This is a genomic window from Enterobacter sp. BIDMC 30 (genome assembly GCF_000534355.1).
Taxonomy (GTDB): Bacteria; Pseudomonadota; Gammaproteobacteria; order Enterobacterales; family Enterobacteriaceae; genus Enterobacter; species Enterobacter ludwigii.
The window spans coordinates 1785571-1800931 of record NZ_KI973169.1 but is presented as its reverse complement, the minus strand read 5'-3'; the positions used below and the strand labels follow the sequence as shown (position 1 = coordinate 1800931).

Below are 15361 nucleotides of genomic sequence, written 5' to 3'. Positions count from 1 at the left end.
CAGAAATGCCCGCCGCTTTGCTGAAAAACCCCTCAGTTGATTCGCTGTTTCTTGCGCTAACCAGGCGGGTAAAGTAGCCTGAGTTAAATTTCACCTTCGGTACGAGCCATCTGCATGTTAAAGCGCGCTTTTTACAGCCTGTCTGTCCTGGTCGGCATACTGCTGTTGATCGTGCTGGGTCTTGATCGCTGGATGAGCTGGAAAACGGCTCCGTATATCTTTGACGACCTGCAGGACCTGCCCTATCGTCAGGTCGGCGTTGTGCTGGGTACCGCCAAGTATTACCGCACCGGGGTGATTAATCAGTATTACCGTTACCGCATTCAGGGCGCGCTGAACGCGTATAACAGCGGCAAAGTGAATTACCTGCTGCTGAGCGGCGATAATGCGCTGCAAAGCTATAACGAACCGGTCACCATGCGCAAAGACCTGATTGCCGCCGGCGTCGATCCGGCCGATATCGTGCTCGACTACGCCGGGTTCCGTACTCTGGATTCCATCGTGCGTACGCGCAAGGTGTTCGACACCAACGATTTCATCATCATCACCCAACGCTTCCACTGCGAACGGGCGCTGTTTATCGCGCTGCATATGGGTATTCAGGCGCAGTGCTACGCCGTGCCGTCGCCAAAAGATATGCTGAGCGTCCGCGTACGTGAGTTTGGCGCGCGTTTTGGCGCTCTGGCCGATCTGTACATCTTCAAACGTGAACCACGCTTTTTAGGCCCGCTGGTACCCATTCCGGCGATGCATGAAGTGCCAGAAGATGCGCAGGGCTACCCGGCCGTCACGCCAGAACAACTGCTTGATATGCAGAAAAAAGAGAAAAAATAGCCTCGCCTTTATACTTTCTTTATACCGGGCGTAACGCTTTTTATCCCGCCTTTACGCCGCCCCTTTTAAGCTGAGTTCACTGCCGCTACGGCTTCATTGAAGAATGACTATGAACTCAATAATGAATGCGTTTTTCCTGAAAAATATCCGCCCCTATTTTAACTTCCCGGGTTTATCACTCCCGACGGCACTCAATGCTGGCCTCTGGCTTGATGACAAACTTGATGCCATGCAGCACAACGTCTCGCTGGAAGTGGCGGATTACCTGGAACGTTACCCGCAGACAAAACATATTGACGTTTACCTGAACGACATCAATGGCATTATGCGCGGCAAGCGGCTCTCGGTGGAAAGCATGCTGAATCTGGAAAAAGGCTGTTACTTCCCCCTCTCCGTCTACTCCATGGACCAAAAAGGCAAAATAGCCGCCCCGCTTGATGATGAGCCCGACCGGCTCTGCGTTCCCGTCGGCGGTTCCCTGCGCCCCTGTTCGCAAGACCCTCAGCATAACGCGCAGATCCTGCTGACCATGAAAGAGAGCGACGGCAAACCGTGCCCGCTTGAGCCAAGGGTGATATTGCAAAACGTTCTGGCTCGTTTCCATCAGCACGGGCTCTTCCCGGTGATTGCCCCGGAAATTGAGTTTTACCTGACCGGACGCGGCACGCAGGATCCACAAAATCAGGGCTGCTTTCATATGGATACCTCAACGGCACACGCGGCGCTGTTTGACGAGCTGGAGCAGCTGGCGCACCTGCAGCGTATCCCCCTGACCGGGATCGTGGCCGAGGCCGAATCTGGCCAGTTCGAGTTAAACCTGAAGCATAGCCATCGCGTCGTTGAAGTCTGCGATAACGTGCTGGCCCTGCGACGCCTGACCCGCTACGTTGCGGAGAAACAGGGTCTGCAGGCCAGCTTTATGGCCAAACCGTTCAGCCAGCAGTCCGGCAGCGGTTTGCACTTCCATTTCAGCCTGAACGATATTCATGGCGAAAACGTATTCGCATCTCCGGTGGAAGCGCTGAACAGCATGATGCGCCTCTGCATCGCTGGCCAGCTGGCGCTGATGCCCGCCTCCATCGCCATTCTCGCCCCTGGCGTTAACGCATTCCGCCGCCTGCGTAAAAACCTCACGGAACCGCTATTTAACTCCTGGGGCTATAATACCCGCTCCGCCGCGCTGCGTATTCCCTGCTCCGATGACCATAACCGGCGTATTGAGTACCGGCTGGCCGGGGCTGATGCTAACCCGTATCTGGTGGCGGCAACGCTTCTGAGCGGAATGCTGTACGGGCTGGAAAATTTTGACGAGCAGGATTTACCTGAACCTCAGCAGGACGGGCCGGATCTGCCGCTGTTTCAGCAGGAGGCGATCGAGACATTTGCACGCTGTCAGTATCTTACCGACAGCCTGGGAGAGGCTTTTTCTCAACAGTGGGTTGCCTGCAAGCTCTCTGAGCTCGACTGGTTCGAGAGCATTGTCACCCGGGAGGAGTCGAGTCTGGCGTGAAGCACAAAAAAGCCCGCTCGATGAGCGGGCCAGGTAATGCCAGAGGCGATTATTTTTTACGCGCGTATTTGAGTGAATCCAGGGCGACCGCAAAGATGATGATGCCGCCTTTGATGATGTACTGCCAGTACGGGTTCACACCGATGTAGGTCAGACCGTAGTTGATTACGGTAAAGATGATGACACCGGTTACCACGCCGAACACGGTACCCACGCCGCCACTAAAGGAGACGCCGCCGACCACACAGGCTGCGATCGCATCCAGTTCGTACATGAAGCCCAGGTTGTTCGTTGCAGAGCCGATACGGCCCGCTTCCAGCATTCCACCAAAGGCGTAGAACACACCTGACAGGGCATAGATCATCAGCAGGTTCAGGGCAACGTTGACGCCGGACACTTTCGCCGCTTCCGGGTTACCGCCGATAGCGAAGATGTTTTTACCGAAGCGGGTTTTGTTCCACAGGATCCAGACAAAAGCGACGGCAATCAGGGCGTAGAAGGTAATGTACGACAGGCGGAAACTGCCCAGCGCGATAAACCCTTGCGTAAAGGTCGAGAACCCGCTGTCGAAGCCAGAGATTGGTGACGCCCCTACGAAGTCGTAGTACAGGGAGTTGATACCGTAAACGATGATCATCGTACCTAAGGTAGTGATAAATGGCGTCACGTTCAGGTAAGCGATAATGATGCCGTTAATCAGACCAATCACTGCGCCGATCGCACAGACAATCAGGATCACCACGAAAATGGGCATGGTCGCCATTTCCGGGAACACCTTGTTGGCGTTTTCCATCGACTGCAGCAGCGTTGCCGCGATAACCGCCGCGAGGCCAACCTGACGTCCCGCTGACAGGTCAGTCCCCTGCGTCACGATAAGTCCCGCCACGCCCAGCGCGATAATAATACGTACGGAGGACTGGGTCAGGATGTTACTGAGGTTCAACAGGCTTAAGAACGTAGGGTCCTGGAAAATGATGATAGCCAGCAGTACTAAAAGAACAACGTAAATACCGCCTTCTTTCAGGTAAGTGAGAAAACTTTTTTTATTTAACGCACTCATGAGGAGCCCCTGATCTTAAAGGTGCAAAGACGCAAGACGCAAAATTTCGTTTTGCGTTGTCGTTTTGGTGTCAACAATACCGGCAACGAGACCATTGCTCATAACCAGAATACGATCTGTGATCCCTAACAATTCCGGCATTTCGGAAGAAATAATAATGATCCCTTTATTCTTTTTCGCCAGCTCGGCAATCAGCTGATAAATCTCAAACTTCGCGCCGACGTCAATACCGCGGGTCGGTTCATCCAGCATCAGGATTTCTGGCTGGGTTAATAACCAACGCCCAATAATGACCTTCTGCTGGTTACCGCCTGACAGCGAACCAATTTGCGTGCGGTGACCTGGCGTTTTGACGCGCATGGAGTCAATCACCCACTGGGTATCGCTCTTCATGCGGGAGTTATCCAGCAGCCCGACTTTGTTTTTATAGTTGCGAATATTGGAAATTAACGAGTTAAAGTTAATATCCAGATACGCATAAATACCGGTCGAACGACGCTCTTCCGTGACCAGCGCAAAACCATTATTAATGGCTTCGTTAGCGCTGTGGTTATTGATTTTCTTACCGTGCAGCGTGATGGTGCCCGCGGCTTTCTCACGAATACCGAACAGGGTTTCGACAATATCAGTACGTTTTGCCCCGACCAGACCTGCGATACCGAGAATTTCGCCCTTATGCAGGTCAAAAGAGACGTCGCGAATAGACGGCTGACGCAGCGAGGTGAGATTGCGAACCTCAAGGATCACTTCACCCGGCTTGTTCTCTTTGTCCGGGAAGCGCTGGTTCAGAGAGCGCCCCACCATCATGGCGATGATCTTGTCCATATCCAGCCCTTCGAGAGGCTGGGTGGCAATCCACTGGCCATCGCGCAGGATGGTAATCTCATCACACAGCTGGAAGATCTCTTCCATTTTGTGAGAGATATAAACAATGCCGCAGCCGCGGTCTTTGAGCTTACGAATAATGGTAAAAAGGTGGTTAACCTCTTTTTCCGTTAATGACGATGTCGGTTCGTCCATGATGACGATTTTCGCATCATAGGAGAACGCTTTGGCAATTTCGATCATCTGCATTTGGGATACGGATAACGTTCCCACGCGGGCGCGCGGATCGATATCAATATCCAGTTCATCGAAAATCGCTTTGGTGTCGCGATACATTTTATCCTGATCGACAAAGACACCTTTGGTCGGATAACGGCCCAGCCACATGTTATCCATAACAGAACGCTGCAGCACCAGGTTTAATTCCTGGTGAACCATTGAGATACCGTTTTCCAGTGCTTCTTTTGCTGAATGGAAATCGATCTCTTTCCCCTGAAAAAGAATGCTGCCAGAATCTTTTTGATAGATCCCAAAAAGACATTTTAATAATGTTGATTTACCTGCGCCGTTCTCCCCCATTAATGCGTGAATAGAGTGAGGACGAACTTTTAAATTAACATTATCGAGTGCCTTAACCCCGGGAAATGACTTGTTGATAGCGCTCATTTCCAACAAGTATTCACCAGATGACTGAGTATTTGTGCTGACCATAATTATACCTTGTTGGCCTCGCATATCGCGTTATAAAAGGGCGCAACAAGTTGCGCCCAGTGAAGACAATTCAAATAACTTATTTACCGATAAACTCAGCCAGGTTGGACTGGTCTACGCCGACGTAAGGTACGCGAACGATTTTGTTTTCAATTTTCCAGGTCGTACCGTCTGCCGCACCTTTGCCATCGGCCAGGTTTTTCGCCAGATCGAAGGTTGCTTTCGCCTGGTTGTTGGCATCGTTCAGCACGGTACCGGCCATTGCACCGGATTTCACCAGGGCCAGAGCTTCTGGCAGTGCATCCACACCGAACACAGGAATGGCTGATTTGTTGTGCGCTTTCAGCGCTTCTACCGCACCCATAGCCATCGCATCGTTGTTGGCAATCACCACTTCGATTTTGTTAGCATTCGGGCCGGACAGCCACGCGTCCATCTTATCTTTCGCCTGAGCGGTATCCCACATCGCGGTATCTAATGCCAGCTGCTGGGTTTTCAGGCCCTTATCATTCAGCTCTTTGATAACGTAAGTGGTACGGGCTTCAGCATCCGGATGGCCTGGTTCGCCTTTCAGCAGCACGAACTGGATCTGGCCGTCTTTGTTCAGGTCCCAGTTCGGGTTCGCCGCCCAGTGTTTAGCGATCAGATCGCCCTGAATAATGCCGGACTCTTTGGAGTCAGTACCGACGTAAAACGCTTTGTCATAGCTGTCCAGCGCTTTACGGGAAGGTTCTTTGTTGAAGAAGACAATCGGCACATTCTGGCCGCGCGCTTTTTCAATGACCGTGCCTGCCGCAGCGGGGTCAACCAGGTTGATGGCCAGTGCCTTCACGCCTTTTGCCAGCAGAACGTCGATCTGGTCGTTCTGTTTGGACTGGTCGTTCTGGGAGTCATTCATCAGCAGCTGAACATCTGGCGCTGCTTTAGCATCTTTCTCGATAGCTTTACGGACAACAGACATGAAGTTGTCGTCGTATTTATAGATGGTCACACCAATACGGGTATCCGCAGCGTGCGCTGCTGCACCAAAAAGCATGCTTGCCATTACAGCAGACAGGGTCAACACCTTCTTATTCATGGTATCTCCGGTTTTTTTTATGCAGGGTAGTTCTTGTGAATAACGATCGGCAGGCAGGTGTTAATGAAACGTTACTGACAGCCGAAGTTCACTTATAAAATTTCTATCTTCCGTGTTCGGTAACGCTCCAGAAATGCGTTTTATTCGTTGTTTGCGGCACATTGGCTATGGTGAAAGTGATTAATCACTGTTACATAGCGTTTCAGCCCCTAAAACGCTGACATCATAGTCAGCGCCTTGTTAAGATACTGTGAATTTACTCACAGATTGAAAACGGTTACATCAGCTGATGTAATCAGTTAGTGATCGGAACCACAATTTGCCGGGCAGCGACAGAATGTCGACGCACTAAAGTCGGCATGAAACAGTGTGTTGCGCCCGGATCCAGCAGCCCTGCCGCCCCCTGTAACGCCAGCTCAGTGGCCAGTTTGGCCATAGAGGCAATGGGGTAACGCACGGTGGTCAGCTGCGGGTCGGTGTAACGGGCAATGGGAATATCATCAAAACCAATCAACGATAAATGCTGTGGCACCGCAATGCCGTTATCCTTCAGCGCAGTCAGCGCCCCGGCCGCCATGTTATCGTTATAGGCAAACACGGCAGACAGCTGCAGATTACGGCCCAGCAACTCCACCATCGCCGCCTCCCCGCCCTGCATATCCGGCGTTCCGGTTCCGACCCAGCTTTCAGACGGCGTAATACCCTGTTCTTTAAGGGCGTTTTGCCAGCCTTCGCGCCGCAGCTCATCATCTTCAATATGATGGCTGGAGGCCAAAAAACCGATCCGCTGATGCCCGTTGTTGATGAGCATTTTGGTGGCCATCATCGCCCCGCTGACGTTATCCAGCCCGACGCAGCGGTGGGCATACCCTGGCACAATACGGTTGATCAGCACCATGCCCGGGATTTGCTCCATAAACCCGGAAATCTCGTCATCGCTTAAGGCTTTTGAGTGCACAATCAGTGCGTTACAACGCTGGCGGATCAGCACTTCAATCGCATGACGTTCTTTTTCAGCCTCGTGATAGCTGTTGCCAATCAGCACGTATTTCTGATGCTGCTGAGCGACAACGTCTACCGCTTTAACCAGCGCACCGAAAAAGGCATCAGAGACATCCATCACCACCACGCCAATGGTATCGCTGACCTGCGTGGCAAGCGCCTGCGCATTGGCATTAGGGCGATAACCCAGCTGGGTCACGGCTTTCATTACGGTTTCGCGGGTGTCAGGGCTGACCAGCGCGCTGTTGTTCAGCACGCGTGAGACGGTAGCCACGGAAACACCCGCCTGACGGGCGACGTCACGAATGGTGATCATATTCACCATCCTTCAAAGGATTGCAGCAACTCACAGACACCCCCTGTGTTTAGCAAGGTGGCTATTTTGGCAGCGAGAGAAAGGGGACTACGTGAAGAAGCTCACACAGATGAAAACGTTTACATCCGTTTTGTTAATGATTGTGATCCAGATCGTTATCTGGATGTATTTCTCAATGATACCCCTGAAGCATGTGCGGTTAACTGACGCCACACCCACTCCAGCGGCCCCTGGCGGAAATAACGTAGCCAGAGAACAGAAAACGCCAGGTTAACCATCCAGACCGGGATAACAAACGCCAGCAGCGAAAGCCGGTCGAATTTCATAAACAGGCCAAACCGATAGAAAAGCGTGGTGCATATCAGCGTCTGCAGAATGTAATTGCTGAGGGCCATACGGCCTACGCAGGCAACGGCACTGACAATCCATGCGCGACACATTTGTGGCCAGAAGCCGTAAATGAGTGCCGCATAGCCAATCGTCTGGAAGGGCGCGCTCAGCTCGCGCGGGACCTGAAGCAGAAACGCACACCAGCGGTAGTTCCAGTGCAGATGCCACTGCATGATTACTGCCGGCAGATTAATCAGCACGCCGAGAAGAATTAACCCAGCTCCCGTCAGGCGATAGTGGCGAAGGGAAAACTCCCCTTTCAGCCAGCCGGTGCGCATCAGTGATGCCCCCATCAGCATCATCCCTGCCAGCTGCCAGCCATACTGCGCCCCCAGCGCCAGCAGGTTATCGCCAAGCATATCCGCACGGTTGCTTATCGCTTCCGTGCCTCCTTTCAGCTTCCAGTACTGCTCGTACTGAAGATTGGCGGCATCGGGGATCCATGAACGGTTTGCCGCATCACCGGAGATCATCCCCAGCAGTAACAGCACGCCAAGGCCCATGACGTAAAGCATCACGCCCGTGTTAAACAGGCTTTTTACGCTGTGCGCATCGCGAATGAGCCGCCAGCAAATCAGCCCGACTAAGCCATAGGCGAGAAGAATGTCGCCATCCCAGAAGAACAGCCCGTGGATAAAGCCGAGGATCACCAGCAATGTCAGACGCGACTGGATCCAGCGCGTGCCGCGCCTGAGCAGTAGCTGCAGGCCTGCGCCAAACAGCAGGGCAAACAGGGTGAGGAATTTGACCTGGGCAAAGAGATCGAGGATGGCCCACGTCCAGGCATCGCTGCGGGTGATGTCGCCATACCACGCAGGATTGAGATACGCCGCCTTCGGCAAGCCGAAGGCGCTGATGTTAAGCAGCAGGATACCGAGAATGGCGACGCCTCGAACAAAATCGAGCGTGACGTTTCGCTCCATGTAGCCTGCCCTGTCAGATTAGTTGTGGTGACGCACGGCGCGCAGAAACTCCTGGCGGGTGTTCTGGCTGGATTTAAACAGACCGCCCAGCGACGTCGTGGTGGTCGCACTGGTGGCATCACGCACGCCGCGCGCTTTCACACAGTAGTGAACGGCGTCGATAGATACTGCCACGTTATTGGTGCCCAGCAGCGTTTGCAGCGCGGTCAGGATCTGCTGCGTCAGACGCTCCTGCACCTGTGGACGCTGAGCAAAGAACTGCACGATGCGGTTGATCTTCGACAGACCAATCACCGTATCTTTAGGAATATAAGCCACGGTCGCTTTACCGTCGATGGTCACGAAGTGGTGTTCGCAGGTACTGGTTAACGTGATATCACGTACCGTTACCATCTCATCGACCTTCATCTTGTTTTCAATGACGGTGATTTTCGGGAAATTGGCGTAATCCAGGCCGGAGAAAATTTCGTCAACGTACATTTTTGCGATACGGTGCGGCGTCTCCATCAGACTGTCGTCGCTCAGATCGAGATTCAGCAGTTGCATGATCTCGGTCATATGCCCAGCAATCAGATGCTTACGGGTTTCATTGTCCAGTTCCTGAACGGGTGGACGCAGTGGCGTTTCAAGACCACGCGCAACCAGAGCTTCGTGAACCAGGGCTGCTTCTTTACTGAGTGATGGCATTCTTTTCTCCTGCAGGTGTGGCGTCTTTTGCCCTCGTTGTGGCAAAAGTGTGCGCTCATTGTGCGTGAGGCGGCGCACATAATCCAGTATTCACGACGATAATTATTGCAATTGCTGTTGCCTTTCGGCCTGACGATCCCAGACCAGTGCGCCGCCGATGAACAGCGCGACGCCCGCCAGCCCCAGCGCAGGCTCCAGTCGGTGCGTGAGCCACGTCGACAACGCCGACGTTACCGGGCCAATCAACTGACCGATGGCATAACCGGTAGTAAGCAGTCCCGCCATGTAGCGCGTATGGTCTGGTGCCAGCTCGCGCCCATAAAGTAAAGAGAGCTGAACGGCACACAAGAACCCGCCCCCAACGAGCAAACCGCCGGTCAGTAACCCGCCGATCCCCGGCAGCAGCCAGGCTGCCAGTACGCCGGCCCCCTGCAACCACAATACGATAGCCAGCCTGCGGTTTGAGGTTGAGGTGTGGCGTAAAACGATGCTGAGCGCAATGCCCGCCACGGCGGCAATACCGAATATCGGCCAGACAAACTGGGCAAACAGACTGCCGGGAAAACGCACGGCCGCCATTTGCGATAAAAAGGTCGCCGGAAGGATATAGCCAAACCCGGCCAGGCTGTAGCTCCAGACCAGGCGCTTTAAATTCTTCGTCAGGACGAGCGGTTCCGGTGCGCTGCCCGGCCGGTGAAGTTGCCCCGCACGCGGCAGATACCGGGCCACCAGTGCGATAAGCACCAGTGCCAGCACGCCGTAGATTTGCCATGCTGCGCCGGCGGAAAGCGCCTTAGCCTGGATATAGACGGCAAGCAGCCCGCTGAGCGCAATACCTGCACCCGGCCCGGCAAATACCGCGGCGCTGAGACCCGGTTTCCCCAGTTGTCCCAGCCGCTCGTTGGTCCAGGCGGCAATCAGCACCATCGACCAACCGCTCATGCAGCCAATCACAAAGCGCAGCAGGCCATGTACCACAGCGTTATCGGCCGCAGCGGAAAGCAGCGTCAGCGCAACCGCACCAAAAATACCCAACCAGAGGCGTGTTTCAACGAAGCGGTGCGCACGCATTGCATCCCATGCTCCCACCAGATAGCCCAGATAGTTCATCGCCGCCACCAGGCCCGCGCTGGTGAGCGTGAGTTGCCCGGCGGCAATCATTAGCGGCACCTGAGGGGTAAAAGCAAAGCGCCCTATCCCCATCGCTACCACCAGAACCACAAACCCACTGAGCGCGATACGCAGCGCCATGACCGCTCCAATTGTTAAAGAAAAGTTAATTTATGATGCCGCATCTTACCGTCCTGCGAAAGTGAAAGTTACTCACAGGTAAATGAAAACTCTGTATTATGGGCCGAGTGAATAGCAATTCGTATTAAGGAGCCCTGCATGGAACTGCTCGAAGAGCATCGTTGTTTTGAAGGTCGACAGCAGCGCTGGCGGCACGACTCCAGCGTACTGAACTGTGCCATGACGTTCAGCATTTTTTTGCCGCCAACTGAAACGGGCGTAAAGCCACCCGTGCTGTTCTGGCTGTCCGGTTTAACCTGTACCGACGAAAACTTCACCACCAAAGCGGGCGCACAGCGTATTGCGGCTGAACTGGGGATTGCGCTGGTCATGCCTGACACCAGCCCGCGTGGCGATGATGTCGCCGATGATGCCGGGTACGATCTGGGCAAAGGCGCCGGATTCTACCTGAACGCGACAGAGCAGCCCTGGGCACGTCATTACCGCATGTATGATTACATTCGTGACGAACTGCCTGCGCTGGTTCAGGCCGAATTTGAGGTAAGCGACCGCTGCGCCATTAGCGGACACTCCATGGGTGGACACGGCGCGTTGATAATGGCGCTGAAAAATCCGGGAAAATACACCAGCGTGTCGGCATTTGCTCCGATTGTGAACCCCATCCAGGTGCCATGGGGTCAGAAAGCCTTCACCCATTATCTGGGCAGTGACACGGATAAATGGCAGGCGTGGGACAGCTGTGCGCTGATGCTGGCCAGCAACACGGGGGACGCCATCCCGACGCTGATCGATCAGGGCGATGCGGATCAGTTCCTCGCCGGTCAGCTACAACCTGCGGTTCTGGCCGAAGCGGCACGCCAGAAGGACTGGCCGCTGACGCTGCGTATCCAGCCAGGGTATGACCACAGCTATTACTTTATGGCGTCATTTATTGAAGATCATCTCCGCTTCCATGCGGCGCATCTGTTTAAGTAAGTTCCTCCCTTCTTGCCCGGTGGCGCTCCGTCTGCCGGGTCTCAAAACCCTATCCCTTTGAATAAAAGCCAGTTTCATTAACCAACACCAAAACACAAATGATTTCGATTATCATTTGTGTTTACAATTTCACATTCTTTTGTACAATTCCAGGCTCTTCTCCATCACAAAGAGTTCTTACAAGACAAATACATACAATTCTCAGGGTTACCCGATGGAGTGTTTTTCTTTTTGATATGGAATGTTCAAATGACAATACCACGCGTTACGTTACTGGCTGTTGCCATCAGCGCCGCCATGCTCTCCCCTCTTGCTCACGCAGCCGACCCGGATACCGTGGTGGTGACCGCCACGGGTTTTGAGCAAAAAATCCAGAATGCCCCGGCCTCTATCTCCGTCATTTCAAAGCAGCAGATTGAAGACAAGGCTTACCGCGATGTGACCGATGCGCTAAAAGATGTCCCGGGCGTCGTCGTGACGGGCGGCGGAAGCAGCAGCGATATCAGCATTCGCGGCATGGCGTCCCAGTACACCTTGTTCCTGGTCAATGGTAAGCGCGTCAGCACACGCAGCACGCGTCCGAACAGCGATAACTCGGGCATTGAGCAAGGCTGGCTACCGCCGCTGGAGTCTATCGAGCGCATCGAAGTGATCCGCGGGCCCATGTCATCGCTCTATGGCTCAGATGCAATGGGCGGCGTAATCAACATCATTACCAAAAAAGTCTCGAATACCAAAGCCTGGACCGGATCTTTACACGGCGATGCCACGTTCCAGGAGAACCATGATTCCGGGGATATCTTCCAGACCAACGCCTACGCTTCCGGCCCGTTAATTGACGGACTGCTCGGTGCAAAAGTGACAGGCCTGCTCTCACGTCGCGCGGAAGATCAGATCCTGAACGGTTTCAATGAGCAGAAAATGCGTAACGGCGGGATCACGCTGAATTTTACCCCGGACGAGCAGAACGATTTTGACCTCGATTTTGCCCGCGAACTTCAGGACCGAAACAGCACGCCGGGCAAGTCGAAAGCGACTGAAACCTGCCGCGGGACAACCTGCACGCCAAACAGCAAAAGCGAAACCCGCTACGAACATACGACCTATTCCCTTACCCACAGCGGTTACTACAGCGACTTCAACACCACCAGCTACATCCAGCAGGAAGAGACCAATAACCCGGTTCGCGAAATGCGTTCGTATAACACCACTTTCAACAACCAGAACCAGATCTTCCTCGGCGACCATACCCTGACCCTCGGTGGTCAGTATCGCTATGAGAAGCTGCGTGACAACGGTAACCAGCTTGAGGCGGCGGACGGGCTCAACAAACTGACGCGCTGGAGCTGGGCGCTGTTTGCTGAAGATGAGTGGGCGATGACCGATAGCTTCACGGCGACCGGTGGTCTGCGTATGGATAAAGACCAGAACTATGGCACCAACTGGACGCCTCGCGGTTATGGGGTGTGGCACCTTGCAGAACAGTGGACGTTAAAAGGGGGCGTTTCTGCCGGCTACCGTGCACCGGATCTGCGTCAGTCCTCCGCCAGCTGGGGTCAGGCAACGGGCGGCGGTCGGCTGGATGGCATGATCGTGGGTAACCCGGACCTCAAGCCGGAGAAGAGCCTGAGCGAAGAGATCGCCCTGCTCTGGGATAACAATGACAGTCTTAACGCCGGCGTTACGCTGTTCAATACCGACTTCAAAAACAAAATCACTGAAGTACGTCGCTGTAACAGCAGTGCCGACCCTGCCTGTACGATTGGCGGTCATGCCTACGATTTTGTCAGCGACCGGGTCAACGTCGATAAAGCCAACATGCGCGGTGTGGAATCCACTTTCGGCTGGAAAATCACCCAGGATGTTAACTGGACGGCTAACTACACCTATACCGAATCCGAGCAGAAGAGCGGTCAGTTCTCTGGTAAGCCTCTGAATAAAATGCCTAAGCATATGTTCAACACCACGCTGGACTGGCAGGCCACGCAGGATGTGGGCTTCTGGAGCCGTCTGAACTTCCGCGGCAAATCTTCTGAGTATCTCAGCCGGACCTCAATGTCACAGGGCACACCGTCTTACACGCAGGTTGATGTGGGTCTGCGTTATAACGCCAACAAGAACCTGCTGGTAACCGCAGGCGTGTATAACGTGCTGGATAAACAGATTGATTACGAGACTTACGATACCGTACTTGATGGCCGCCGTTACACTGTCGGCATGACCTACAGCTTCTGATCGCCAATAAAAAAGCCCGCTCAACCGAGCGGGCTAAAAGAGAGGAAGTGCGGTTATTGTTTTACGCGTCCCGGAAATTCCATTTCACTGTAGCGAACAAAGCGCGTCCCCTTCGTCAGTTTGTAACCAAACCAGATTATCAGGAACAGCGGAATACCGATGTAGGTCGCCGTTACACCACCCCAGTCGATACGGTCCGCAAGGAACGCTTCATAGTTCTGTCCCAGCGTAATAATCAGGCACAGAATGAAGGCGAAAATAGGCCCCAGAGGGAAGAACCCTGAGCGATACGGCAGGTCATTGATGTCATGACCTTGCATAACGTAACCGCGACGGAAGCGATAGTGGCTGATAGCAATCCCGAGCCAGGCAATAAAGCCCGTCATACCGGACGTATTGAGCAGCCACAGATACACCGTCTGGTTACCAAACATGGAGGTCAGGAAGCACAGACCGGCAATTACCGTTGTGGCATACAAGGCGTTACGCGGTACGCCGCCACGGGACAGCTTAGAAAAGATGCGTGGCGCTTTGCCGTCGCATGCCAGGGTGTAGAGCATACGGGTAGACGCATACATGCCGGAGTTACCCGCTGAGAGCACGGCGGTCAGGATAACGGCGTTCATCACCGCCGCGGCGGAGAGCAGACCGGCATGCTGGAAGACCAGCGTGAACGGGCTAACGCTGATGTCTTTCACATCATTGCGCAGCAGGCTTGGATCGGTGTAAGGAATGATCAGGCTGATAATCAAAATCGCAAACACATAGAACAGCAGGATACGCCAGAATACCTGACGCACCGCGCGTGGAATGTTCTTCTCCGGGTTCTCGGATTCACCGGCAGCAATCCCGATCAGCTCGGTTCCCTGGAAGGAGAAGCCGACAATCATCGCCACGCCAATCATGGCCGAGAATCCACCCGCAAATGGCGCATCGCCAATGCTCCAGTTACTCCATCCTGCAGGTTGAGCGCCTTTGAAAATACCAACGATCATCGCCACACCGACGACGATAAAGATGATGACGGTTGCCACTTTGATCAAAGAGAACCAGTATTCCGCTTCGCCAAAACCACGCACGGAGATGTAGTTGAGCAGGAAGATCACCGCCAGGAACAGCGCACTCCAGATCCAGCCTGGCGTGTCCGGGAACCACCAGTTCATCACCAATTGTGCGGCGACCAGGTCAACGGCGATAGTAACGGCCCAGTTGTACCAGTAGTTCCAGCCCAGCGCAAAGCCGAAGCCTTCTTCAACGTATTTTTGACCGTAAGTCGAAAACGAACCGGATACCGGCATGTACGCCGCCAGTTCGCCCAGACTGGTCATCAGGAAGTACACCATCAGGCCAATCAGGATATAAGAGAAAAGTGCCCCACCCGGGCCGGCTGCCGAAATTGTTGCGCCAGAGGCAACAAAAAGACCTGTACCGATTGAACCGCCGATAGCGATCATCGTCAGGTGACGCGCCTTAAGTTCGCGACGTAGCGCGGGCGCTTCTGTGGTTTTAATTTCTGAAACCATGTGAAAATGCTGTCCCTTCAACAAATGAGGCGCGATTGTAG

At 53.9% G+C, this 15361-nt stretch carries 12 protein-coding genes; 4 read left to right on the top strand and 8 right to left on the bottom strand.

The genetic code is table 11. From position 1 onward, the window contains the following. The first annotated feature begins 114 nt into the window (after positions 1-114). Both sanA and L466_RS13795 read left to right on the top strand, forming a co-directional pair. The gene (sanA, locus tag L466_RS13790) at positions 115-834 is read left to right on the top strand and encodes an outer membrane permeability protein SanA (protein WP_014170903.1); all 720 of its coding nucleotides are present in this window, start codon (positions 115-117) and stop codon (positions 832-834) included. 121 nt (positions 835-955) lie between these two features. Continuing rightward, the gene (locus L466_RS13795; RefSeq protein WP_032680593.1) at positions 956-2344 is read left to right on the top strand and encodes a glutamine synthetase family protein; all 1389 of its coding nucleotides are present in this window, start codon (positions 956-958) and stop codon (positions 2342-2344) included. Positions 2345-2393: 49 nt separating this feature from the next. On the opposite strand, the gene mglC is transcribed toward L466_RS13795, so the two are convergent. The 7 genes from mglC to L466_RS13830 form a co-directional block, all read right to left on the bottom strand. Next, positions 2394-3404, bottom strand: coding sequence for a galactose/methyl galactoside ABC transporter permease MglC (gene mglC, locus L466_RS13800; protein WP_014170905.1), 1011 nt, complete (start codon positions 3402-3404; stop codon positions 2394-2396). Between the two features lie 15 nt (positions 3405-3419). Continuing rightward, positions 3420-4940 (bottom strand): galactose/methyl galactoside ABC transporter ATP-binding protein MglA, encoded by a 1521-nt coding sequence (gene mglA, locus L466_RS13805; protein WP_020883197.1) that lies wholly within the window; start codon positions 4938-4940, stop codon positions 3420-3422. A gap of 79 nt (positions 4941-5019) precedes the next feature. Beyond that, entirely contained in the window at positions 5020-6018 is a 999-nt protein-coding gene (mglB, locus tag L466_RS13810) for a galactose/glucose ABC transporter substrate-binding protein MglB (RefSeq protein WP_014170907.1), read from the bottom strand. Between the two features lie 295 nt (positions 6019-6313). Further along, the gene (gene galS / locus L466_RS13815; protein WP_020883196.1) at positions 6314-7336 is read right to left on the bottom strand and encodes an HTH-type transcriptional regulator GalS; all 1023 of its coding nucleotides are present in this window, start codon (positions 7334-7336) and stop codon (positions 6314-6316) included. 155 nt (positions 7337-7491) lie between these two features. After that, positions 7492-8649 (bottom strand): DUF418 domain-containing protein YeiB, encoded by a 1158-nt coding sequence (yeiB, locus tag L466_RS13820; protein ID WP_032680592.1) that lies wholly within the window; start codon positions 8647-8649, stop codon positions 7492-7494. Between the two features lie 18 nt (positions 8650-8667). Continuing rightward, a complete protein-coding gene (gene folE, locus L466_RS13825; RefSeq protein ID WP_020883194.1) occupies positions 8668-9336 on the bottom strand; it encodes a GTP cyclohydrolase I FolE in 669 nt (222 codons plus the stop codon). Positions 9337-9438: 102 nt separating this feature from the next. After that, complete coding sequence (locus L466_RS13830; RefSeq protein ID WP_032678574.1) at positions 9439-10587, bottom strand: YbfB/YjiJ family MFS transporter; 1149 nt, start codon at positions 10585-10587, stop codon at positions 9439-9441. A 138-nt stretch (positions 10588-10725) separates the two neighbouring features. On the opposite strand from L466_RS13830, the gene fghA reads away from it, so the two are divergent. Together fghA and L466_RS13840 are read left to right on the top strand one after the other, a co-directional pair. Then, entirely contained in the window at positions 10726-11562 is an 837-nt protein-coding gene (gene fghA / locus L466_RS13835; protein WP_032680591.1) for an S-formylglutathione hydrolase, read from the top strand. Positions 11563-11811: 249 nt separating this feature from the next. Next, complete coding sequence (locus L466_RS13840) at positions 11812-13797, top strand: ligand-gated channel protein (protein ID WP_032680589.1); 1986 nt, start codon at positions 11812-11814, stop codon at positions 13795-13797. A gap of 53 nt (positions 13798-13850) precedes the next feature. On the opposite strand, the gene L466_RS13845 is transcribed toward L466_RS13840, so the two are convergent. Beyond that, entirely contained in the window at positions 13851-15320 is a 1470-nt protein-coding gene (locus L466_RS13845) for an amino acid permease (protein WP_020883191.1), read from the bottom strand. Positions 15321-15361 lie beyond the last annotated feature (41 nt).